We start from the raw sequence: 22,960 nt of genomic DNA on the forward strand, positions 1-22,960 counted from the left end.
CTCCCCCGGGCGACCCGGGGGAGCATCGCCGCTTAGAGCTTGACCAGCATCTTGCCGGTGTTGGCGCCGGTGAACAGGCCGAGGAAGGCTTCGGGAGTCTTGTCGAGGCCTTCTACCACCGTGTCGCGGCCCTTGACCGCGCCGCTTGCGACCCACGGGCCCATTTCGGCGTAGAATTCGCCGTTGCGGGGCAGATAGTCGGTATAGATAAAGCCCTTGAGGCTCATTCGCATCGCGATCACGCGCATCAGGTAGCGCAGGCTGGTCGGAGCGCCGCTGTTGTAGCCGTCGATCATCCCGCAAATGGCGAAGCGCGCATCCTTGCGGCCGAGCGCAAGGGCGGCGTCGAGATGCTCTCCGCCGACATTGTCGAAATAGACGTCGATGCCCTTGGGCGCGACTTCGGACAGCGCCTTCACCAGCGGCACGCCGGCCTTGTAGTCGATGCATTCGTCGGCACCGAGCGACTTCACGAACGCGACCTTGTCGGCCCCGCCGGCCGAGCCGATCACGGTCATTCCCTTGGCCTTGGCGATCTGCACCACCGCCGAGCCGACCGCGCCCGCCGCGGCAGAGACGAACACGATGTCGCCGGCCTTGGCTTTGGCCGCATCGAGGAGGCCCCAGTAAGCGGTGCCGCCGGTCAGGCCGAGATTGCCGAGGAACGCCTGCGGTTCGACGCCGGGGATGGTCGGCAGCTTGTTCAGCGCCTGCGCCGGCAGCACCGCCTCGTCGCGCCAGCCCATCATGTGCATGACCGTGTCGCCGGGCTGAAAATCGGGCGAGCGGCTTTCCACCACTTCGCCGATCGCGCCGCCCTCGAGCGGCTCGCCGACCTGGAACGGAGGCACGTAGCTCTTCACGTCGTTCATCCGGCCGCGCATGTACGGATCGACCGACAGCCAGCGATTGCGGACATGGACCATCCCGTCCGCCAGTTCGGGCAGGGTGATTTCCTTGTGCTCGAAATTATCGGCGGTGGGCAGGCCGCTGGGGCGGCTCTTGAGGTGCCAGGCGTGGGGCATGGGTTCGGTCCTTGCTTGAAACGAAAAGGCCCGGACACCGCTGGGGTGCCCGGGCCTCCTCGTCAAGCTGCTGGGTGCAGCTTACTTCTTGGTCGAGCGACCGGTCGTCGACGTGTCGTCGTCGTAGGTGCCCGAGAAGCTCTTATCGAGCATGTGGGGGCCATCGCTCGTCGTGCCGGTGGTGGTGGCACCGGTGGTCGAGGTCGGGCTCATGGTCTGAGCGGTCGGCTGGTTGGTCGACGGCTGGGTCTGCCGATCGTCACGATCCGAACCGCTTCCGCCGAACAGGCCGCCGAGCATCCCGCGATCCTGCGAACGGCCCTGGTCGTCCTCACGCTCCTCGGTCAGGCGCGAGCGGATCGAATCCTTGGTGCCGGTCAGGAAGACCTTGCCGTCCTCGACGCGGTCGAGCAGCGAGCAGGTGAAGCTGCGGTGCACGCCATGCGCTTCGGGATCGTTCTTGGTCAGTATGACCTTGTCGCCGCGGACCTTGTCGACGGTGCCGATGCGCTGTCCGCTTTCGTCCACTACTTCGGCATGCTCCCGGATGCTGGTCAGCATCTGGCGCTTGGTCTGCCGGGTCTGGCGGAAGCCCGAGAATTCATTCTCGAACCGGCTCTGATGCTCGCGGCAATATTCGTCATAATCGCGATCGAGATCCTCGATCTGGCGCTGGCGCCATGACGAATAATGCTGGTCGTGCGGGCTGCGCGTTTGACTACCGAAGGCCGACGAACGGCTGCTGTCGCCGAAGCCCGACGAGCCGCCAAAGCTGGTGCCCTGATCCTGGAAACGATCCTGGCTGCCATATTGCTGCTGGCTGTAGTTCTGGCTGCCGAGACCCGATCCCTGGCGGTCGAGCTCGTTGGAGCTGCGGCCATAGTCGCCGGTCATCGGACGATAGCGGTCGCTGCCCTGGCTTTGGTAGCCGCCACCCTGACGGTCCTGGCTGGCGCCGCGGTCGTTCCACGACGACTGCTGACTGTCGCGGGACGTTGTGCCCCCGGCCTGGCCGTAGCTCGAGGGGTAGGAGCGCGACGAACCGATGTCGCCATAGTCCTGGCCCTGCCGGCTCTGCCAGCTCTGGCCCTGGCTGCCATAATCGCCGCGCCCGAAGCCGCCGCTTTCACCGCCGCCGCGGCCATATTGCTTGCGATAGTCGCCCTCGTCACGGCCACGACCGTAGGTGGACGACTGCCCACCGCCGAACAGCGCGCCGCGCTCGCCGGTGCCGAAGCGGTTATCATCGCGGCTGCTGCGCCCGCGATCCTCCTGGTCATATGCGCGGGGCTCGTAGCTGCTGCGGTTGTAGCTGTTCGCCGCGCGATTATAGCCATGCCCGCGATCGCCGCGGCTGCCGCTTTCATCGTCGTTGAAGAAGTTCGACACGCTGTCGATGGCGCGGTCGAAGAAACCGCGTTCGTCCTGTCGTCCGCCACTGCGATCATCGCGCAGGCGGTCGTCACGATAACCGCGGTTGTCGCGGTCGTCATACCGATCGTAAGCCATTACTGTCCTCCTAGTGCATCCGCGAAGGGGGGCCGGGATGCAAAAGGGTTAACGAGAGGCGAGGGCGGTCGTTCCGGACCTTCAGGTCAGGCGGGGCCGGACAGGGCCGAAACGCTGCGGCACGAAAAAGGCGTCGAAAAGCGCGTTGCATAGGGGGGAAAGCACCGCTAGAGGCGCGGTGCAACCGGTGCGGGGCTGTAGCTCAGATGGGAGAGCGCTGCAATCGCACTGCAGAGGTCAGGGGTTCGATTCCCCTCAGCTCCACCAGCCGCACCGGTCGCTTCTAATCATTCGATTGTCAGCAACGTCCGCGTCGCGCGGAGCGGTTAGCGGCGCTTCTTGCGGGCGGCGTAGCGTGCGTCGCGTGCAGCCTTGCGCTCTTCTTCCGTCAGCTCGGGCTTAATCGCCGCGAGGCGGTCGGCCTCGGCCTGTTCGCTCGCCGCCTTCCGGTCACGCGCTTCCTGCTCGGCGGCAGCTTCGGCGGCCTTGCGCTGGGCCCGCTTTTCGGCCTGCGCGGCTTCGCGCTTCTGGCTGGCGAGCAAGCGGGCTTCCTCGGTGGCGGGGTCGACCTCGGGCTTGTCGCGCAGCTTCTCGATCAGGCGTTGCTTGGCCTTGGCGACTTGGTCGACGCGGTCCTGGAAACCGTTGTTCTTGTAGGCCTTCATTGGTGATCTTTACCTTGGGTTTGCGGTTCTTCCGGACCCTTTAGGCTACGAAGGCACCAAAAAGCCACCGGCCAGGCCAATTGCTGCCCCGGAAGGGCACGGTCGGTGGCTGCTGGCGCGGATCGATCAGAGCTTCAGCGACGCGCCGAGCGAGAAGGACCGGCCGACGTCATAGCGGTTGATGAAGATCGGGGTGCCGCGTACATCCTGCGTTTCATCATAGGCGGCGCCGGTGAGGTTTCGCGCCTCGAACTTCAGCTCGAGTTCCCGGCCAGCCAAGCGCAGCCCCTGCCGTGCGATCAGGTCGATGGTCAGGCCCGGCCGCTCGAAGATGTCGGACTGGCGGACCCCGCCGCTGGCAGGGCCGCGGCTGCTGACGCGCTTGGAGGCATAGTTGAGCAGCAGGGTCAGCTGCTGCAGCAACGCCGTATTCTCCACCCCGACCTGGGCGTTGGCGATGTGCTTCGATTGGCCGGTCAGCGGATCGCCGTCGAAGAACACCTCGCGGGCCGGGCGTGGACCGCGCAAGTCGTTGAGGATCGTGGTGTCGCCATCATCGACCTGGATCTCCGACTTGGAAAAGGTGTAGTTCCCGATCAAGACCAGGCGGTGCTGGTCGAGGCCGAGACCGTTCAGCGGCACATACTTCTGCACCTCGACCTCGGCGCCATAGAGCCTGGCGCTGGGCGCGTTGCCGAAGGTGGTAATGAGAGCCGCGCCGCCGGTGAAAGTGGCGATCGCCTCGATCGGCTTGTTGATGCGCTTGTAGAAGCCGGCGAGGCTGATCCGCTGCTGGGTTCCGAAATACCATTCGAAACGCGCCTCGGCATTGGTCAGCGTGGAGTCGGTCAGGAACGGGTTGCCGAAGAACTGGCGGTCGCTTTCGGTGTCGAAATAGACCTGCGGCGCAAGCTCGCGGAACTGCGGGCGGGCGATGGTCTTGGAGCCATGCAGACGGACCTGCATGTCGGGGCGGAGGTTCCACGTCAGGGTCGCCGCGGGCAGCCAGTAGCTCTTCTCGATCGCGGGGATCTGGGTCAGCCCGCCTTGCGCGAAGAGGTCGACCAGCGTGACCGATTGCTTGCCCTGTTCGTAGCGCACGCCGCCCTGCAGGCGGAGGCCCTCGACGATGTCGCCGGTCGCCTGTGCATAGCCGGCACTGACCGTGAGGTCGCCCTGGTAGCGCGCGGTACCGGCGAGGCCCGACGTTTCCACCAGCAGGATGTTGTAGGTGTAGACGTTATAGTCGGACAGCAGATAATCGGGGCGCTGCTCGGTGACTCCGCCGGGAAGGGCGCTGGCCGGGCGAAATGCAAAGTCGCGCCGGGTCGAGCTGCGCGTGGTGTCGAGATAGGCGCCGCCGGCGCTGAGCGTCAGGTTGCGCGCTCCGGGCACCTTGTAGTTGAGGTCGGCGCCGGCATTCCACACGTCCTCGTCGAGTTCGGAGAAGGTGATCCCGGCGCTCTGCGGATTGGTGGTGAGGTTGTTCACATAATCGCGGGCGGTCGTGTCGTAAACGTAGTTGAAGCTGCGCTCGTACGGCGCGTTGCGCTGGCTGTTGGCGTAGGCGGCGCGGAGGTCGAGATCGATGTCTCCGAAATCGAATTCGCCGACCAGCTGCGAGTTGAACAACTGGCGTTCGAACCAGGAGGTGCGCTGGTTGATCTGCTGGGCCGGGCCACCGGGCACGGGATCGCCGACCTGCACGTCGTAGCCGGCGGCCAGGCGACCGATCTTGAGCGTGTCGCGGATCAGCAGGTTGGTGAAGCGGATATCGTGGGCGCCGATCTTGGCCGACAGGCCGAGCAGGCCGTTGGCGACGACGCGATTGTCGGTTCGCACGACCTGAAAGTCGGTGCCGATCAGGTCGCCGCCCTGGGTCTGCTGGGTCGCGTCGCGGGTCCGCCAGCTATTGCTGAAGCCGGCGGCGGCGATCACGCCCAGTTCGGCCCCTGCAAGCCCAAAGGTGGTGCCGCCCGACAGGTCGACGCCATAGTTGGCGGGGATGTTGCGATTGCGCTGCAGGACGCTGGTGCGGCTGTTGGTGAGGTCGGCGGTGATCGCCTGCACCTGCGCACGGGTGAAGTTGGTCCCTTCGCCGATCACCTTGTTGGATCGGAAGGCGTCGCCGAAGGCACCGTCGATCGCGCGGTCGCCGTTGTCGAAGCCGAGCCAGTCGGTGCTGCTGCCATAATAGGTATAGCCGAGCTTGCCGGTGGTTTCGGTATCGCCGCTGACGCTTGCACCGACCGTCAGGAACGGCTCTCGCGCCGCGGCGGTGGTGGTCAGGTTGATGACGCCGCCGCCGAACTCGCCCGGGTAATTGACCGAATAGCTCTTCTGGACGACCGCGCTTCCGATCACGCTGGTCGGGAAGATGTCGAGCGGCACCACGCGGCGGAGCGGCTCGGGGCTGGGCAGGGCGAGCCCGTTGAGCAGCGCCAGGCTGTAGCGGTCGCCGAGCCCGCGGACATAGACCAGACCGTTGCCGACCACACTGAGGCCGGGAACGCGGCCCAGAGCGCCGGCGATGTCGCCTTCGCCGGTCCGCGCAATATCCTCGCTCGACAGGATCGAGACGACTTCAGGGGTGGCCCGGACGATGTTGCGGCGTCCGCGAACGACGATGTCGGCAGGGGCCGTGTCGACGCCCGGCGCCGACACCTCGATGATCGGCTCCTCGGCGGCCTGCGCGTCGTCAGGCGCGGCGGCAGCCGGATCGGTGGCCCCACCGGTCGGCGGAGTCACCACGGGAGGGGCGGCACCACCGGCCTGTGCCAGCGCGGCGGCCGGGCAAAGGACGGTGGTGAGCAGCAGCAGCGATGCCAGGCGGGTGACGTTCGGCATGTCTATCCCAGCTCAGGCCGGAACCGAATTGCAGCTGCCGCCCGAGCCGAAGCTCGCGTAGCCGCTGTCGCAGGTCCAGCTGCGGTACCAGGTGTCGTTGGCGTCGCGGACGGCGCCGACGTAATTGGTCTGGGTGAAGTTGCCGGCGACGTAAGGCGCGGTGACGAAGCTCGTGTTGAGCAGGGTCGCATTATACGGCGTCGCGGCGGTCTCGTTGGCGCCGTTGACGAACAGGCTGGTCAGCGTCGAGGTGTAGCCGAACAGGTTGTTGGTGTTGGTCGAAACCGCAAAGGCCTGCGCTTCGAAATCGTCGGAGTCGGCATCGTCGCGCGGAGTGCAGGCGAACAGCACCGAGCGGATGCTCGGGGGGCCCGCCTCGTCCGTGCCGGTGGCCTGAACGGTGGTCGCCTGATCGATGTCCAGGCAGGCCGAGGGGCTGACCACCACGCCGTTGACCAGCGCGTAATCGGTTCCGCCGCGCAGGTGGATGGCGCGGGTGCCGGTGCGGGTCTGGATGAAGGTGAAGTTGGACAGGCGGGTGAATTGGCGCGGCGTGAAGTCGTCGGCGCCGGTCACTTCGGGGTTGCTGTCGGCCTCGATCATCGTGTCGCCGTTGACGCCGAGCGACTGGGGCCGCTGGATGGCGATGGCGAACTGGATAAAGCCCTTGTAGCCGAAGTCGGTGTCGATTCCGTCGTCGTCGGCGCCGGTGATCACCACGTTGCGCATGTTGTGCGAGCCGCCGAAGATCTCGACGCCGTCGTCACCGCTGTTGTGGATGTGGATGTTCTCGATCCGCGTGCCGGCCCCGACGCCGCCGGTGGTCAGGCCCTGCAATTCGGCATTGGGCGACGCGCTGAAGCCGGTGAAGCGGATCTGCACGAAACGCAGCTGGCCGCTGTTGTCGTTGGGAAGGTTGCCGCCGTACAGCGCCGGCGAGCCGGTGCCCTCGGCCTGCTGCTGGCATTGCGCGGAGCCGCCCGGAACGGCCGACAGGCAGTTGCTGATCGGCGCGCGGCCGAGCAGCTGGATTCCGCCCCACTGGTTTGAACTGGTGTCGGTCGCGCGGCCTTCCAGATTGTCGAGGCTGGTGAAGATGATCGGCGCGGTGCTGCTTCCGACCGCGTTGATCTGCGAGCCGCGGTTGACGACCAGGAAGCTCGCCTGGCTCTGGCCGATGACGATCACGCCGGGGTCGATCGACAGAGTGGCGGACTGGCCGCCGGCGGCGGCGCCGTCACCGCCGACGTCCGTGCCGACATCGACGCGGCCGTCGATCGAGTAGAACAGGCCGGCGACCTTGGGCAGCGACAGGGACGAGGCGATGCGGCTGGGGAGGCCGCAGTTGCGGCGGTTGACGACCGGGTTGACGCCGCGGTCGGTGGTGCCTGTCGGGCAGCTCGCGGCAGGGCCGGTGCTGGTCGGGGGAGGGGTGGTGCCGGTACCGCCACCATTGCCGCCGCCGCCCACGATCACGCCTTCGCCCGGCGAGGCGATGTCGTCGGCGCCGCCGCAGGCCGTGAGAACGCTTGCTGCAACACCGACCATCAACAGCCGGCGACCCACCTGCACCATTTTCATTTCGACCCCTTTTGGCAATTTCTGTTCTGTTGTCCGAAGGGGCGCGTTGGACCCGCCCCGCTTGCAAGGGACGGCTAGTCGGGGCTCGCGACTCTCCCATGTAGAAACCGTGACAATCTCGGGTCGGCCGGAAGTTTGCGGCGGCGCTGATCGACGATTGCAGCAAGATGACAGAGATGTTACGTTTCGGCTTCAGTCCGATGACAGTCGACGGGCGGACAGGAGCCACGATGAACGCTCTCCTCTTTGCAGCATTTCTCGCAACGGGTGCGGCCCAGCCCGCCGAACTCGACTATTCGACCGGCGCGCTCGCCTATCAGGCGCTGGTGACGGGCGACCTGTCGCTTGCCGAACGGCAGCTCGTCGGCTCGCAGGCGGCCAACCGGAACGATGGTGCGTGGCTGCTCAACTATGGCCAGCTGCTTGCCCGCCAAGGCCGGGTGAACGAGGCCCGCGAGGTGTTCCGGCAGGTTGACCGCGCGCCCGACAGCGAAATCGTGCTCGCCTCGGGCGAAGTGATGGGGACGCGCGAAGTGTCGCGCATCGCCGCGCGCCGCCTGACCCAGCAGAGCCTCAGCGCGCGCTAGGCTTACCTCGCCGGCAAACCGGCGGCTCGGTCAAGGATCAGCGCGAGGCCCTAGGCACTTAGGCCAGCCGGGGAACAACTGCACCGTTGGACCCGTTTCGTTCGCATATCCTATTGATCTGCGAGCAATATAGTCATGGCCACGCGCTTCCGCTCGACCCTGTCCGGGTCGCAATTCTTCAACGACGTCTTTCAGCGCGCACTCAGCCACTGGAACCATGAACGGCTCGCCCCGGCTTTCCCGGGAGCGGCGGCTGCCTCGCGCATCGACCGCGACGCGCGGATGATGCGGCTGGAACTGGGATTCCTCGAGGATCTGCGGGCCGAGATTGCGGATGAGGCAGCGGCAGCGCCGACCGATCCCGACGGTTTCATTGCCTGGTTCGAAGGGCTGGAGAAGACGGGCCCCGGTCAGCACCACCCCCTGTTCCACTGGCTGGAGGCCGAGGCGACCCTCGACGATCTCAAGCTGTTCCTGACGCAGGAAGCGGCGGGGGAGGCGGGGTTCGACGACCTCGTCGCTATGACGCAGGTCCGACTGCCCGACCGGCCCAAGATGGAGCTTGCGCGCAACTATTGGGACGAAATGGGGCGCGGCAATCCCAAGGGGATGCACGGCCCGATGCTTCATTATGTGGTCGAGGCGCTCGGGCTGAAGCCCGCCATCGACGTCACATGCTGGGAAAGCCTGGCACTGGCCAATGCGATGACGGCGATGGCGTCGAAACGCAGCTATGCCTGGCACAGCGTCGGTGCGCTTGGCGTGATCGAGCTGACCGCGCCGGCCCGCTCGGCCGCCACCTCGCGGACCATGCGCCGGCTGGGCTTCGACGCCAAGCTGCGGCGCTATTTCGACCTCCATGCCGTGCTCGACATCAAGCATAGCGAGGAATGGAACCGAGAAGCGATCCGCCCGGCGATCGAGGACGAAGCGGAGGGGCCGGCGAGGGCGCGCGCGATGGCCGAAGGGGCGCTGATGCGCCTCACGTGCGGCGAGCGCTGCTTCAACCGCTACAGCGAGTTGCTTGGCATCGCCTGACCGCCGCCGGGCAAGCTGCGCTTGTCTTGTGACCCACCCCTGCTAACCGCGTCGGCCATGACCTTTTCCCCCGAACCGCTCGCCGCGCTGCTCCAGGCCCTCGATCAGGAGGGCTATGCCTTCACCACCGTCACCCCGGCTACCCACCAGCGGGTGGTCGCACGGCGGCCGGGAGAGGCGGCACGCGATCTTCGCGACATTTTCGGGTGGAGCCTGTCCTTTGCCCGCGACACCTTGCCGGGCGACATGCTCGACCTGCTACGCGAGGGTGGAGCGCTGGAAGAGCGCAACGGCGTCCTCCGCAGCCTGGTGCGGGTGTCCTCGCTGTCCGGGCGGCTGTTCCTTCATTCGGCCTATCCGACCGAGGCCGAGGACAGCGTGTTCTTCGGGCCCGACACCTACCGCTTCGCACGCTTCGTCGAGGCCAGCGCGGAGGCCCTAGAAACGCCGAAGCATCTTGTCGATCTTGGCGCCGGTGCCGGGCCGGGCGGGATCAGCGCCGCCGGGCTGCTCGAGCCCGAGCGGATCAGCCTGGCGGACATTAATTCTCAAGCCCTGTCGCTCGCCTGCGCTAATGCGCTGGCCGCGGGTCTTGAGGTCGAGACGGTCGATGGCGGGCTGGAGGGCGTGACGGGCGAGATCGACCTGATCATCGCCAACCCGCCCTTCATCGCCGATGCCCAGCGCCGCAACTATCGCGACGGCGGCGACATGCTGGGCGCCGCGCTGTCGCTCGACTGGGCGCGCCAGTCGCTCGAACGGCTGAGCCCGGGCGGGACCATGCTGCTCTACACCGGAAGCCCGATCATCGCGGGCGAGGACCGCCTGCTCGCGGCCTTGGCGGAACTGGCCGAGGACGCCGACGCCAGCCTGCGCTACGAGGAAATCGACCCCGACATCTTCGGTGAGGAGATGGACGGGCCCCCCTATGCCGAAGCCGGCGCCGAACGGATCGCGGCGGTGGGCGCGGTGTTGACCAAGGGCTAGGCGGCGAGGAGCGGCAATTCGAGGCGGGCGATGGCGCCGCGGTCGGTGCCCGGGGTCAGTGAATAATGTCCGCCGATCTGCCCGGCCAGCATGGTCGCGATGCGAAGGCCCAGGCTGCCGCTCTGATCGAGGGCGAAGCCATCCGGCAGGCCGACGCCATTGTCTTCGATCTCGACCGCAAGCCGCTGCCGCTGAAGACCTTGGCCCAATCGGATTTCCAGTCGCGCATCGTCCTGCCCGGGGGCAAAGCCGTGCTCGATGGCATTTGCAATGCTTTCGGCGACGATCAACGCCAGCGGAATGGCCGCTTCGGGCCCGATCCGCGCGTCGCTGGTGGAGATCACCTCGTGCTTGATGGTCATGGTCGTACTCGACTCGATAACGTCGCGCGCCAGCTGATCGAGAAAGGAGCCGAGTGCCTGATCACCTCCAGCCGGATCGTAAAGCTGGCGACTGATCCGCCCGATCGTCTGAAGACGACGCGCCGCTTCATCCAGGGCTGACCGGGCGCTTTCATCGGCGATCTGGCGCCGCTGCACCGTCAGCAGCGCGGCAACCATCTGCAGGTTGTTGGAGACGCGATGCTGGAGTTCGCGAAACAGCAGCTCCCGCGTCTGGGCGAGCCGGGCGTTGGCCTCGCGTTCGATCACCAGCAGCCGGTTGGAACGCTGCATCCAGTGCACCAGCGCAATCTCGGTGCCAGTGATGAAGGCGTAGAAGGTGAGGGCGATCGCGCTGTTGTGGGTAAGCGAGAAATTGCTGCCGGGGGTGAGGAACCAGTACCAGCTTGCGAGGCCGCCAAACAGGGCGGCAAAGACGCCGGCGCGCAGCCCCAGGGTGAATGCGACCAGCAGGACGACCGGGAAGTAGGTGAGGAAGGGGAAGCCCGGGGGAAGTTGATCGTCGATCGTCAGGCGAACCAGCGTCGCGATCGCTATCCCCGCGAGCGCCGCGACCAGGTCGGCGGCGAAGCCGAGCTTGGCGAGGGGATAGCGCTCGGTCCAGCGACCAGCAGAAGGGTACGCACCTGGCACGATCGCTTACCTAGCGTCCGGAGGCGGAAAAGGAAGCTGGGAGATGACAAAGGCCCCGCGGATCGCTCCGCGAGGCCCTTGATCTTGGCTTCGACTTCAATGGCTTTCCCTGACGACGCAGGGAGGCTTCTTAGTCGTCGTCGTTGTTGCCGCCGGTCAGGAAAGCCGGGGCGAACTCGGGCGCGGGGCCGTTGTCGTCGCGGTTTCCGCCTTCGCGGCGCGGGCCGCGATCGCCGCGGCCTTCGCCGCGCGGACCACGGTCGCCGCCGTCACGGCGCGGGCCACGGCCCTCGCGGTGACGGTCGCCGCCACGGCCACCTTCACGGGGGCCACGATCGCCGCGCGGACCACGGTCGCCGCCTTCACGCGGCTCGCGCGGAGGACGGGTGTCCTCCAGCTCGGCGCCGGTTTCCTGGTCGACGACGCGCATCGACAGGCGGACCTTGCCGCGATTGTCGACCTCGAGCAGCTTGACCTTCACTTCCTGGCCTTCGGTCAGGATGTCGCGGACGTTCTCGACGCGCTCGTTCTTGATTTCCGAGACGTGCACCAGGCCATCCTTGCCGGGCATGAAGGTCACGAACGCACCGAAATCGACGATCGAGGCGACCTTGCCGGTGTAGATGGTGCCGGGCTCCGGCTCCTGAGTGATGCCCTGGATCCAGGCGCGGGCGGCCTCGATCTGCTTCACGTCGGACGAGCTGATCTTGATCAGGCCCTCGTCGTCGATGTCGACCTTGGCGCCGGTGGTGGCGACGATCTCGCGGATCACCTTGCCGCCGGTGCCGATCACTTCGCGGATCTTGTCCTTGGGGATCTGCATCGTCTCGATGCGCGGCGCGTGAGCCGAAAGCTCGCCGCGGGTGCTGTCGAGCGCCTTGGCCATTTCGCCGAGGATGTGCGCGCGGCCTTCCTTGGCCTGGGCCAGGGCAACCTGCATGATCTCCTTGGTGATGCCGGCGACCTTGATGTCCATCTGCATCGTGGTGATGCCCTGGTCGGTGCCGGCGACCTTGAAGTCCATGTCGCCGAGGTGATCCTCGTCGCCGAGGATGTCGCTGATCACCGCGAACTTCTCACCCTCAAGGATGAGGCCCATGGCGATGCCGGCGACCGGACGCGCAAGCGGAACGCCAGCGTCCATCATCGACAGCGAACCGCCGCAGACGGTGGCCATCGACGAGGAGCCGTTGCTCTCCGTGATGTCGCTGAGGACGCGGATGGTATACGGGAATTCTTCCGTCGTCGGCAGCACCGGGTGAAGCGCGCGCCAGGCGAGCTTGCCGTGACCGACTTCGCGGCGACCGGGGGCGCCGAAGCGGCCCACTTCACCGACCGAGTAGGGCGGGAAGTTATAGTGCAGCATGAAGCGCTGGTAGGAGAGACCCTCCAGCCCGTCGATCATCTGCTCGGCGTCCTTGGTGCCGAGCGTGGTGGTGCAGATCGCCTGCGTTTCGCCGCGGGTGAACAGCGCCGACCCGTGGGTGCGCGGAAGGAAGCCGACCATCGCCTCGATCGGGCGGACGGTGGTGGTGTTGCGGCCGTCGATGCGGCGGCCTTCGTCGAGGATGGCGTTACGGACGATGTCCGCTTCCAGCACCTTGACGAGCTTGGCGGCGACGAGCTGCTCCTGCGGCTCGGCGTCGGCAAAGGCTTCCTTGGCCTTGGCGCGGGCGGCGTTGATCAGGTCCGAGCGCTCGCCCTTGGCAGTGACCTTGTAGGCCGCGGCGATGTCGGCGCCGATGAGGTCCTTGAGCTTGGCCTTGGTGGCGGCCTTGTCGTCGGCCTGCTTGAGGTCCCACGGCTCCTTGGCGGCCTTTTCCGCGAGATCGCAGATCGCGTTGACGACCTTCTTGCAGGCTTCGTGCGCGAACACGACGGCGCCCAGCATGACCTCTTCCGACAGCTCCTTGGCTTCGGATTCGACCATCATCACGGCCCCGCCGGTGGCGGCGACGACGAGGTCGAGATCGCCTTCCTTGACCTGCTCGTTGGTCGGGTTGAGGACGTATTCGCCGCCGACGTAGCCGACGCGGGCAGCGCCGATCGGGCCCATGAAGGGAACGCCGCTGATGGTCAGCGCGGCCGAGGCGGCGCACATTGCGACCATGTCGGGCTCGTTCTCACCATCGTAGGACAGCACCTGAGCGATCACGAGGACTTCGTTGTAGAAGCCTTCGGGGAACAGCGGGCGGATCGGGCGGTCGATGAGACGGCTGGTCAGCGTCTCCTTTTCGGTGGCGCCACGCTCACGCTTGAAGAAGCCGCCCGGGATGCGCCCGGCTGCGGAGAACTTCTCCTGATAGTGGACGGTCAGCGGGAAGAAGTCCTGGCCGGGCTTCACGCTCTTGGCGGCGGTAACGGCACACAGGACGACGGTTTCGCCCATGGTGGCAAGCACGGCGCCATCGGCCTGGCGGGCAATTCGCCCGGTCTCGAGCTTCAGCGTCTTGCCGCCGAGATCGACTTCCACGGTGTTGATATTGAACATTTGAATTCCTTTGTCCCGCCGCCGGATGCGGACGGGTTCAGCTTGTGGCGGACAATCCGGTCTGCCAGCGGATGGAGCGTTCGTTTCAGCTCCTGGACGGCCCGCCGAATTGCGGATTGTCCATAAGCGAAGGGCGCCGCTGGGGCGCCCTTCGTATCTCGTTACTTGCGGAGGCCGAGGCGACCGATCAGATCGGTGTAGCGCTGGGCGTCTTCCTTCTTGAGGTAGGCCAGCAGGCTGCGGCGCTTGTTGACCATCATCAGCAGCCCGCGGCGGCTGTGATTGTCCTTGGCATGGCCCTTGAAGTGCTCGGTCAGCGTCTGGATCCGGTTGGTCAGGATCGCGACCTGGACCTCGGGCGAACCCGTGTCGTTCTCGTCGCGGCGATATTCCTTGATCACTTCGGCCTTGCGCTCGGCGGTAATCGACATCGTGTTACTCCTATTCCTGAAGGTTGAACCCGCGAACGACCCGGTCCCCTTCGATCAGCGCGACGGGGGTGAGCCCATCGACGGCGACGTGGAGACCGCTTGCGCGCGGAACCCGGGAAAGCCGCTGTCCGAACCGGAGCAGGCGGGCTTCATCGGGGGTGACGGGAAAGGCCGGGATGTCGTCCAGCCCTGCTTGCAATGGCAGAAGTGCCCCGTCGAGCGAGCCGCCCTTAGCGCATTGGTCCAGAAAGTCCAGTGCTATCGCCTGATCGAGCGTGAACGGCCCGGCCTTGGTCCGCCTTAGCATGGTCACGTGCCCGACGGTGCCGAGTGCCAGCGCAAAGTCACGCGCGAGGCTGCGGATGTAGGTGCCCTTGGAGACGGTGGCGGAGAGGGTGATCTCCTCCAGCGGGCCGTCGGCTGTCTCCTCGGTCGTCAGCGCATGGATGGTCACGGCGCGGCTCTTGAGCTCGACCTCCTCGCCGGCGCGGGCGAGGTCGTAGGCGCGCTGGCCGTCGACCTTGAGCGCCGAATAAGCGGGCGGAACCTGCCCGATCGGGCCGGTGAAGGCGGGCAGTGCGGCCGCGACCCCGGCCAGCGTCGGGCGATTGGGGCTGCTGGCGATTTCCTTGCCCTCGAGGTCCAGCGTGTCGGTCTGCGAGCCGAAGCGGATCGTGAAGTCGTAGCCCTTCACCGCGTCGAGCATCCGCCCGGCGAGCTTGGTCGCTTCCCCAAGCGCGATCGGCAGGACTCCGGTGGCGAGCGGGTCGAGCGTGCCGCCGTGGCCGACCTTGGTCTTCGCTTCGCCCGCCTCGCGCAGGGCCCGCTTGACCGCGCTGACCGCCTGGGTCGAACCGAGGCCGAGGGGCTTGTCGAGGATGATCCAGCCCGAAAGCGGGCGGTTCACGCCGCCGGTCCGACGGGATGCGCTTCTTCCGCCGAGCGCAGCCGGGCGAAGAAATGGCGGCGGCACAGCGCGACGTAGCGGTCGTTGCCGCCGATCTCCGTCTGCTGCCCTTGCGCAACGGCGCGGCCCTCGGCATCGACCCGCAGGTTCATGGTCGCCTTGCGTCCGCATTCGCAGACCGCCTTCAGCTCGATCAGGGCGTCGGCCAGCGCAAGCAGCGACGCGCTGCCGGGGAACAGCGCCCCACGGAAATCGGTGCGCAAGCCGTAGCAAAGCACCGGCAGGTCCATCTCGTCGGCCAGGCGGCACAATTGCAGCACCTGCGCCTCGGTCAGGAACTGGGCCTCGTCGACCAGCACGCAGTGCAACCGTCGCCCGCTGAGCTCGGCCCCGACCGTCTCCAGCAGGTCGGTGGTCGGGTCGAAGGAGTGAGCGTCGGCGCCGATCTCCAGCCGGGAGGAGATGCGACCCTCGCCCGCGCGATCGTCCAGCGCCGCGGTCCACAGCATGGTTTCCATGCCCCGCTCGCGATAATTGAAGTCCGCTTGCAGCAGCGTGGTCGATTTGCCGGCATTCATCGCGGCATAATAGAAATAGAGCTTGGCCATTGCCGGCGCTCTTAGCGCAAACACCGGCCGCCGAGAAACTTGGCCTTCGGTCATTGCCGCGCACGGCCGGGGCGGTCATCCTCGGCCGATGCTGATCCTGTTGTTCGCGTCCCTCGCCATCGCCCCAGAACGGGCCCCGGTCCCCGGGCGCGTCCATCTGGTGCGAAGCAGCTACCAGACCCGCGAAACCGGGGAAGGCTCGAACAGCAGCTCGAATGGCAGCGACACGGTGGTGGAATGGCTGATCGACCGCCGCGGTGCTTCCGAGGTCGTCGAGCTCGACTATACGGCGGATACCCCGAAGGAAGCCCGCACCAGCTGGCAATTGCCGGTGCGCTTTCTTCGCACCCCGGGCGGCGAGGTCCAGCTCCTCGATCCGGCGGGGATGGAGGCGCGGGTCGACCCCTGGCTGCGGCGTGCCAAGCTGACGCGGGCGATCTGCGGGCGCACCATCTTCACCTGGAACGCCTTCACCATCCGCTGCGACCTGGATTCGGTGAAGGAACTGATCGCGAAATATGATCTTCGCTCCGTCACCCCCCGCGAGGGTGCTGCGTACAAGGCCAAGGGTGCAGCGACGGCGGCTCCCCTGAAGCGCCAGCAGGATGGGTCGGCGCAGCTACTGACGGCGACCAGTCAAATTGATCCGGAGCAGTTTCGCGAAGCGGCCGCGACGACCGCCATCCTCGTCGCCGAGATCAGCGGCAAGAAACTGGCCCCGGAGGAAGCCCGGGCACGATTTGCCGCCAATCGTTATGCGGGGACGATCACGACCACCTTCACGCTCGATGCCGGCGGAGAGCCCATCCGGCGCGTCGAACAGCTCAAGCTTGAGTTGGTGGACGAGGGCGGGACGAGCGTCCGAGAGGAAACCCGCACGCTGGAGCGGCTTCCCGCCTCCTGATCCCGCTACTTCTTGGCGGCGGCCTTGCCACCCTTCTTGCCGAGTTCTGCCTGCGCCGACGCCGACTTGCGAGGGTTCGACTTGCCTTCCTTGGCGGCCTTGGCGTTGGCCTTTTGCGCAGTGGCGCTGCCATGGCCCTTCTTCTCGGTCATCATCTGCTCCCTGGAGATCGAGACAGGTCAACGCAGGGGAGCGGGCGGGTGCCTTACGGGCTTTCGGCCAGCCATTCGCCGGCGAGAAGGGAGAAGATCACGGTGTCGCGGACATGGCCCGTCCAGGTGATCGTGTCGGCCCTCAGCACGCCCTCGCGCGTCGCGCCGAGCTTGGCGACCGCCGCCTGCGAGCGGAGATTGCGGGCATCGACCCGGAATTCGATCCTGCGAAACCCGGACGCGATGGCCCGGCAGATCATCATGTTCTTGATCCGCCGGTTGAATCCCGTTCCGCGCAGGGCAGGGCGGTAATAAGTGAACCCGATCTCCAGCACGCGGTGGCGCTGGTCGATCCGTAGAAAACTCGACATTCCGGCGAAGACGTCGCCATCGAACAGGACAAAGGTTTCCGCGTCCGGCCGGGCTAGCAGCGCGTCGATCGTGGCGTCGAAATGGGCGGGTCCGCAATCGACCGAGTAGATCGACCAGATGTCGCGATCCTCGGCGCAGGCGGCCTTGAGCGCCGCTCGATAATCCTCGGTGAAGGGAAGGGCGGAGCAGCCGTCGCCCGTCATCGGCGCGGCGAGGTCGCTCACTCGTCGGTGAGGTCTTGGCTGACGTGCGGGGTGCGCAGGATCTTGTCGATCTTGCCGCCCTCGTCGAAACTCTCGTCCGCCAGGAATTTCAGCTTGGCGGCATATTTAGTGTTCACCCGCCGCGCGACTTCGCCTTGGAAGAAAGCGGTGTTGGTGCGGAGCGCCTTCAGCACCACCTCCTCGTCCTGCCCAAGCAGTGGCTTCACGAAGACGGTCGCGTGGCGCAGGTCCGGGCTCATCCGCACCTCGGTGACGCTGACGAGATGGCTCTGCAGCGTGGCATCATGCACGTCGCCGCGCGCCAGCACTTCGCTCAGCACGTGGCGCACCTGCTCGCCGACACGAAGGAGGCGGACGGAGCGGCCTTCGGAGGACTCGGTTTTCTTCATAAGAATGTCCCCTCCCGCACGCGGGAGGGGTGTGACTCAGAGGGTCCGGGCGCGCTCTTCAACCTCGAACACTTCGAGGTTGTCGCCCGCCTTGATGTCGTTGGTGTCGGCCAGCAGCACGCCACACTCCAGACCGGCGATGACCTGCGCCACGTCGTCCTTGAAGCGACGCAGCGAGCTGATCGTCGTCTTGGAGACGATGACGTCCTCGCGGGTGAGACGGGCGTGGAGGCCCTTGCGGATGGTGCCTTCGAGAACCAGCAGACCGGCGGCCTTGTCGCGCTTGCCGGCCGGGAAGACTTCCTGCACGCGGGCACGGCCGACGACCGTTTCGATGATCTCGGGCCCAAGCTCGCCCGCCATCGCACCCTTGGCCCAGTCGGTCAGGTGATAGATGACGTCGTAATAGCGCAGCTCGGTCTTGTTCCGCGCCGCGACTTCACGCGCCTTGGCATTCGGACGGACGTTGAAGCCGATGATCGGCGCGCCGGTGGCCGAGGCCAGCGTGACGTCGCTCTCGGTGATCGCGCCGACACCCGAGTTCAGGATGCGGACCTTGATCTCGTCGGTCGACAGGCGGTTTAGCGCGTTGACGATCGCTTCGGCGGAGCCCTGCACGTCGGCCTTCACCACCAGCGGGAACTCGATCACGGTGGACGCCTTGTTGGCGAACATGTTCTCGAGGCTCATCGGCGCCGCAGTGGTGCGCTTGCGGTCGAGCAGACCCTGGCGATAGGCCGCGACTTCGCGGGCCCGCGCCTCGTTCTCGACAACCGTAAGCTGATCGCCCGCCGACGGCACCGAGCCGAGGCCGAGGACCTCGACCGGCATCGAGGGACCGGCGACCTTGACCTGCTTGCCATGATCGTCGGTCATCGCCCGGACCTTGCCCGAGGCGGCGCCGACCACCAGCACGTCGCCAACCTTGAGCGTTCCGCGCTGGACCAGCACGGTCGCCAGCGGACCGCGGCCCTTGTCGAGCTTGGCCTCGATCACCGTGCCTTCGGCGGCGCGATCGGGATTGGCCTTGAGCTCGAGGATTTCGGCCTGCAGCGCGATGGCATCGAGCAGCCCGTCGAGGTTGGTGCCTTTGAGCGCCGACACCTCGACGTCCTGGACGTCGCCGCCTAGCTGCTCAACCACGATCTCGTGCTGCAGCAGTTCCTCGCGGACCCGCTGGGCCTTGGCCTCGGGCTTGTCGATCTTGTTGATCGCCACGATCATCGGCACGCCGGCCGCCTTGGTGTGGTTGATCGCCTCCACCGTCTGCGGGCGCAGACCGTCGTCGGCAGCGACCACCAGCACCACGATGTCGGTGACATTGGCACCGCGTGCCCGCATCTCCGAAAAGGCTTCGTGGCCGGGAGTGTCGAGGAAGGTGATGAGGTCGCCGCTCGGCACCTTCACCTGATAGGCGCCGATATGCTGGGTGATGCCGCCGGCCTCGCCAGAGGCAACGCTTGCACCGCGCAGCGCATCGAGCAGCGAGGTCTTGCCGTGGTCGACGTGGCCCATGATGGTGACCACCGGCGGACGCGCGACGAGGGTCGCCTCGGCATCGACGTCGGCGGCGGTATCGATGTCGATATCGCTGTCGCTGACGCGCTTGATGTTGTGCCCGAATTCGGTGACCAGCAGCTCTGCCGTATCCTGGTCGATGCTCTGGTTGACGGTCACCGGGGTGCCCATCTTGAACAGTGCCTTGACCAGGTCGGCGGCCTTTTCGGCCATGCGGTTGGCAAGCTCACCGACGGTGATGCTGTCGGGCACCACCACGTCGCGGACCTGCTTCTCGCGCGGACCGGACTGGGCGTAGGCACGCTTTTCCTTTTCGCGCGCCCGGCGAAGGGCGGCGAGGCTGCGCGAGCGGTCGTCGTCGCCGGCGAGGGCGCGGGTGACCGTAAGCTTGCCCGAATGGCGACGGTCGTCACCGCGCGCACCAGCGCCGGCACGTGCCGGACGAGCCGGTTCGGGACGGCGTGACGGCGAAGCGCTGCTGCCGCCGCCACCGCTGGCGGGAGCGGATTGCTGCGCCGGTGCGGACTGCTGGGCCTGCGCCTGGGGTTGCGGCCGGGGAGGGGGAGGCGGAGGCCGGCGGACCGGCTGGAACATCTGGCCCGGACGCGACGCCACCGTACGCGGCGCTGCGGCCTCGGGGGCCGGTGCCTGAGGCTCGGCGGCGGGCGTCGCAGCCGGTTCGGCGGCGGCGGCTGCGGTAGCCGCGGCATCAGCCTCGTCGGCGGCGCGCGCGGCTTCCTCGATCCGGCGCTTGGCGTCTTCCTCGGCCTGGCGGGCGGCGTCTTCCTCAGCCTTGCGGCGGTCCTCGGCGCGCTTCTTCTCGTCCTCGGTCGCGTTGAGCTTGGCCTGCTCCTCACGGCGGCGAGCATCCTCGAGCGCGCTCATGCGGGCTTCCTCGGCCTCGCGCATCTGCCGCGCCACCATCTCCTTGCGGGCGGTGATGTCGTCGGCGCTCGACCGCTTGGGAGCGGCCGGAGCCGGAGCAGGCGCAGCCGGACGGGCCGGGGCCGGGGCGGGCGCTGCGGCTTCGGGCTCGGGCGCGGCAACGGGCGCTTCGCCCGGCCGGCCAAGGATGCGGCGCTTCTTGACCTCGACCACTACCGTGTTCGAGCGGCCATGGCTGAAGCTCTGCTTGACCTTGCCAGTCTCAACCGTACGCTTGATGCCCAGCGGCGGCCGGGTACCCAGCTTCGGCTTGTCGGTCTGGTCGCTCATAAATTCCTTATCTACTCGTCGTCAGCAAGGGGTTGACCAACGACGTCGTCGCCGCGGCCTAGCCCAGCAGTTCCTACAATGAAAGCACGCCAGCGGGTCAGTGCTGCAAGCACGCGCGCGGCCGCTCCCGGGTCGGTCAGGGCCACATGTACCACATTTTCCCGTCCCAGCGCCATGCTCAAGATGGTGCGTTCGACCGGGATTTCCAAGCCGTGCCGGTGGCCCAGCTCTTCCGAGCCTCCGACCCGCCATGCCTGGTCGAGCTTGCGACGCCCGTCGGGGCCGGCATCGGCGGCATAGAGCAAGGCCCTGACCTTGCCGCCGCGTGCAGCCTGTTCGACCCGGTCGGAGCCGGTGATCAGTGTGCCTGAACGTGCCTCCATGCCCAGCCGGTCAAGCGTCGCGCGGGCGAGCGCCTGCTCGATGCGGTCGGGAAGGTCGGACGCAATCTCGAGCGCCTGCGTCTTGAACGCGCGTGACAGGGCACCGCGCAGCTTGCCCTTGGCGAGGGCAGTCGCAAGCTCCTCCCTGCCGACCCCGATCCATGCCCCGCGTCCCGGCGCCTTGGCGCGGACGTCGGGATGGACCTGTCCGTCGGGTCCGAGGACAAGACGGATCAGCTCCGCCTTGTCGGCGGTCCGGCGGGTGAGAACGCAGGTGCGCTGCGGCGAATGACGAGACTCGGTCTCCGAGGTGGCCTCGATGGCCTCATACTCAGGGCGCGACTCGTCATCCGTGCCGAGCGGGGTCGACGCACGTCCAGGCGACGGGTCCTCGACCCCGGGAAGGCTCCCGGGGCCATCGGTGGCTTGAGCGCCTAGCGGATCATTGCGAGGTGTCCGCATCAACGGCCTCCTCGCTTGCGGGCTCGGAAGCCTCGTCGGTCGCTTCGTCCTCGAACCAGTGGGCGCGGGCGGCCATGATGATCTCGTTGCCCTGCTCTTCGGACAGGCCGTATTCGGCGAGGATCCCGCCCTTGTCCTCGGCCCGCTGCGGCGCATTCTCGGCGCGGCGGCGCGGCTCGGGCCGCTTCTTCTGGACGAGTTCGTCGGTGGCCAGGTCGGCAAGGTCGTCGAGGGTCAGGATCTTGGCCTTGCCCAGCGTCACCAGCATCTGCTCGGTGAGGTGCGGCAGTTCGGCCAGCGCGTCCTCGACGCCAAGGCCGCGGCGTTCTTCGCGCGAAGCAGCCTCACGGCGCTCCAGCGCTTCGGAGGCGCGCTCCTGCAGCTCGGTCGCGATGTCGTCGTCGAGGCCCTCGATCGAAGCGATTTCGTCGGCTTCGACGTAGGCGACTTCCTCAAGGCTGGTGAAGCCTTCGGCGACCAGCAGCTGAGCAAGCGTCTCGTCAACGTCCAGTTCGTTCTGGAACATCTCGGAGCGCTCGATGAACTCCTTCTGGCGCTTCTCGGAGGCGTCGGCCTCGGTCAGGATGTCGATCTGCGAGCTTGTCAGCTGCGAGGCGAGGCGGACGTTCTGGCCGCGGCGGCCGATTGCCAGGCTGAGCTGGTCGTCGGGGACCACCACTTCGATCCGGCCTTCTTCCTCGTCGATCACGACGCGGGCGACGGTGGCTGGCTGGAGCGCGTTGACGACGAAGGTCGCGGTGTCCTCGCTCCACGGGATGATGTCGATCTTCTCGCCCTGCATTTCCTGCACGACGGCCTGCACGCGGCTGCCCTTCATGCCGACGCAGGCGCCGACCGGGTCGATCGAGCTGTCATAGCTGATGACGCCGATCTTGGCGCGGCTGCCCGGATCGCGGGCGGCGGCCTTGATCTCGATGATGCCGTCGTAGATTTCCGGCACTTCCTGCGCGAACAGCTTCTTCATGAAGTCGGGGTGCGCGCGGCTGAGGAAGATCTGCGGGCCGCGGGTTTCGCGGGCAACGCGCAGGATCAGGCTGCGGACGCGATCGCCGACGCGGTGCATTTCGCGGGGGATCTGCGCGTCGCGGCGGATCACGCCTTCGGCGCGGCCGAGGTCGACGACCACGTGGCCGAATTCGACCCGCTTGACGACACCGGTGATGATCTCGCCGACGCGGTCCTTGAATTCCTCGAACTGGCGCTCGCGCTCGGCGTCGCGGACCTTCTGAAAGATGACCTGCTTGGCGGCCTGGGCGGCGATGCGGCCGAATTCGATCGGGGGCAGCGGATCGACGATGAAGTCGCCCACGGCGGCATCGGCCTTGAGCTTCTGCGCGCCCTTGAGGTCGATCTGCTTGTAATAATCCTCAGGCGCTTCCTCGACCACCTCGACGACGCGCCACAGGCGGAGGTCGCCCGACTGCGGGTCGAGCTTGGCGCGGATGTCGTTCTCCTGGCCGTAGCGGGCGCGGGCGGCGCGCTGGATCGCGTCTTCCATCGCCTCGATGACGATGCCGCGATCGATCAGCTTCTCGCGCGCGACGCTGTCGGCGATGGCGAGCAGCTCGGCGCGGTTGGCCGTTGCAGCGGCAGGAGCGGCGGTAGCCATG

20 protein-coding genes and 1 tRNA gene are annotated in these 22,960 nt (G+C 67.0%); 5 read left to right on the forward strand and 16 right to left on the reverse strand.

Annotated elements, in window-relative coordinates; translation table 11 throughout:
- Positions 1–32: 32 nt before the first annotated feature.
- Together GGQ97_RS08135 and GGQ97_RS08140 are read right to left on the reverse strand one after the other, a co-directional pair.
- A complete protein-coding gene (locus GGQ97_RS08135) occupies positions 33–1,025 on the reverse strand; it encodes an NADP-dependent oxidoreductase (RefSeq protein ID WP_168068623.1) in 993 nt (330 codons plus the stop codon).
- A gap of 81 nt (positions 1,026–1,106) precedes the next feature.
- A complete protein-coding gene (locus GGQ97_RS08140; RefSeq protein WP_168068624.1) occupies positions 1,107–2,534 on the reverse strand; it encodes a DUF2171 domain-containing protein in 1,428 nt (475 codons plus the stop codon).
- Between the two features lie 191 nt (positions 2,535–2,725).
- Between GGQ97_RS08140 and GGQ97_RS08145 the strand changes: the two genes are divergently transcribed.
- Positions 2,726–2,801, forward strand: a tRNA-Ala gene (locus GGQ97_RS08145).
- A gap of 59 nt (positions 2,802–2,860) precedes the next feature.
- Here GGQ97_RS08145 and GGQ97_RS08150 read toward each other — a convergent pair.
- The 3 genes from GGQ97_RS08150 to GGQ97_RS08160 form a co-directional block, all read right to left on the reverse strand.
- Positions 2,861–3,199, reverse strand: coding sequence for a DUF6481 family protein (locus tag GGQ97_RS08150; protein ID WP_168068626.1), 339 nt, complete (start codon positions 3,197–3,199; stop codon positions 2,861–2,863).
- A gap of 126 nt (positions 3,200–3,325) precedes the next feature.
- A complete protein-coding gene (locus GGQ97_RS08155) occupies positions 3,326–6,046 on the reverse strand; it encodes a TonB-dependent receptor domain-containing protein (RefSeq protein ID WP_168068628.1) in 2,721 nt (906 codons plus the stop codon).
- Positions 6,047–6,058: 12 nt separating this feature from the next.
- Positions 6,059–7,627: a hypothetical protein gene (locus GGQ97_RS08160; protein WP_342448486.1), complete on the reverse strand. Its 1,569-nt coding sequence runs from the start codon at positions 7,625–7,627 to the stop codon at positions 6,059–6,061.
- 230 nt (positions 7,628–7,857) lie between these two features.
- Here GGQ97_RS08160 and GGQ97_RS08165 point away from each other — a divergent pair, with 230 nt between their 5' ends.
- The 3 genes from GGQ97_RS08165 to GGQ97_RS08175 all read left to right on the forward strand — a co-directional run bounded on the left by GGQ97_RS08165 (position 7,858) and on the right by GGQ97_RS08175 (position 10,239).
- Entirely contained in the window at positions 7,858–8,214 is a 357-nt protein-coding gene (locus GGQ97_RS08165) for a hypothetical protein (protein ID WP_168068630.1), read from the forward strand.
- A gap of 135 nt (positions 8,215–8,349) precedes the next feature.
- The gene (locus GGQ97_RS08170) at positions 8,350–9,252 is read left to right on the forward strand and encodes an iron-containing redox enzyme family protein (protein ID WP_168068631.1); all 903 of its coding nucleotides are present in this window, start codon (positions 8,350–8,352) and stop codon (positions 9,250–9,252) included.
- A 57-nt stretch (positions 9,253–9,309) separates the two neighbouring features.
- A complete protein-coding gene (locus GGQ97_RS08175; protein ID WP_168068633.1) occupies positions 9,310–10,239 on the forward strand; it encodes a methyltransferase in 930 nt (309 codons plus the stop codon).
- Here GGQ97_RS08175 and GGQ97_RS08180 read toward each other — a convergent pair.
- The 5 genes from GGQ97_RS08180 to GGQ97_RS08200 all read right to left on the reverse strand — a co-directional run bounded on the left by GGQ97_RS08180 (position 10,236) and on the right by GGQ97_RS08200 (position 15,710).
- The gene (locus GGQ97_RS08180; RefSeq protein WP_168068634.1) at positions 10,236–11,273 is read right to left on the reverse strand and encodes a histidine kinase dimerization/phosphoacceptor domain -containing protein; all 1,038 of its coding nucleotides are present in this window, start codon (positions 11,271–11,273) and stop codon (positions 10,236–10,238) included. The genes GGQ97_RS08175 and GGQ97_RS08180 overlap by 4 nt on opposite strands.
- Positions 11,274–11,403: 130 nt before the next feature.
- Positions 11,404–13,764: a polyribonucleotide nucleotidyltransferase gene (gene pnp / locus GGQ97_RS08185; protein WP_168068636.1), complete on the reverse strand. Its 2,361-nt coding sequence runs from the start codon at positions 13,762–13,764 to the stop codon at positions 11,404–11,406.
- A gap of 161 nt (positions 13,765–13,925) precedes the next feature.
- The gene (gene rpsO, locus GGQ97_RS08190; protein ID WP_168068637.1) at positions 13,926–14,195 is read right to left on the reverse strand and encodes a 30S ribosomal protein S15; all 270 of its coding nucleotides are present in this window, start codon (positions 14,193–14,195) and stop codon (positions 13,926–13,928) included.
- Positions 14,196–14,205: 10 nt separating this feature from the next.
- Entirely contained in the window at positions 14,206–15,102 is an 897-nt protein-coding gene (truB, locus tag GGQ97_RS08195) for a tRNA pseudouridine(55) synthase TruB (RefSeq protein ID WP_168068639.1), read from the reverse strand.
- A complete protein-coding gene (locus GGQ97_RS08200) occupies positions 15,099–15,710 on the reverse strand; it encodes a thymidine kinase (protein WP_168068640.1) in 612 nt (203 codons plus the stop codon). The genes truB and GGQ97_RS08200 overlap by 4 nt, the downstream gene beginning before the upstream one ends.
- Positions 15,711–15,798: 88 nt before the next feature.
- Between GGQ97_RS08200 and GGQ97_RS08205 the strand changes: the two genes are divergently transcribed.
- Positions 15,799–16,614 carry a hypothetical protein gene (locus tag GGQ97_RS08205; protein WP_168068642.1) on the forward strand — a complete coding sequence of 272 codons (816 nt, stop codon included), beginning with the start codon at positions 15,799–15,801 and terminating at the stop codon, positions 16,612–16,614.
- 5 nt (positions 16,615–16,619) lie between these two features.
- Here the strand turns inward: GGQ97_RS08205 and GGQ97_RS08210 are convergent, their stop codons facing one another.
- Genes GGQ97_RS08210 through nusA form a run of 6 tightly spaced genes read right to left on the reverse strand, consistent with a single transcriptional unit; the run spans position 16,620 to position 22,959 of the window.
- Positions 16,620–16,766 (reverse strand): hypothetical protein, encoded by a 147-nt coding sequence (locus GGQ97_RS08210; RefSeq protein ID WP_168068644.1) that lies wholly within the window; start codon positions 16,764–16,766, stop codon positions 16,620–16,622.
- A 53-nt stretch (positions 16,767–16,819) separates the two neighbouring features.
- Positions 16,820–17,362 carry a GNAT family N-acetyltransferase gene (locus GGQ97_RS08215; RefSeq protein WP_342448487.1) on the reverse strand — a complete coding sequence of 181 codons (543 nt, stop codon included), beginning with the start codon at positions 17,360–17,362 and terminating at the stop codon, positions 16,820–16,822.
- A complete protein-coding gene (gene rbfA, locus GGQ97_RS08220) occupies positions 17,359–17,751 on the reverse strand; it encodes a 30S ribosome-binding factor RbfA (protein ID WP_168068646.1) in 393 nt (130 codons plus the stop codon). The genes GGQ97_RS08215 and rbfA overlap by 4 nt, the downstream gene beginning before the upstream one ends.
- Before the next feature lie 36 nt (positions 17,752–17,787).
- A complete protein-coding gene (gene infB, locus GGQ97_RS08225) occupies positions 17,788–20,484 on the reverse strand; it encodes a translation initiation factor IF-2 (RefSeq protein WP_168068648.1) in 2,697 nt (898 codons plus the stop codon).
- An 11-nt stretch (positions 20,485–20,495) separates the two neighbouring features.
- Positions 20,496–21,329 carry a DUF448 domain-containing protein gene (locus GGQ97_RS08230; RefSeq protein ID WP_168068649.1) on the reverse strand — a complete coding sequence of 278 codons (834 nt, stop codon included), beginning with the start codon at positions 21,327–21,329 and terminating at the stop codon, positions 20,496–20,498.
- On the reverse strand, positions 21,310–22,959 hold the full coding sequence (nusA, locus tag GGQ97_RS08235) for a transcription termination factor NusA (protein ID WP_168068651.1): 1,650 nt from the start codon (positions 22,957–22,959) through the stop codon (positions 21,310–21,312). The genes GGQ97_RS08230 and nusA overlap by 20 nt, the downstream gene beginning before the upstream one ends.
- Position 22,960 lies beyond the last annotated feature (1 nt).

Origin of the sequence: Sphingomonas kaistensis (assembly GCF_011927725.1) — a bacterium.
Classification (GTDB): Bacteria; Pseudomonadota; Alphaproteobacteria; order Sphingomonadales; family Sphingomonadaceae; genus Sphingomicrobium; species Sphingomicrobium kaistense.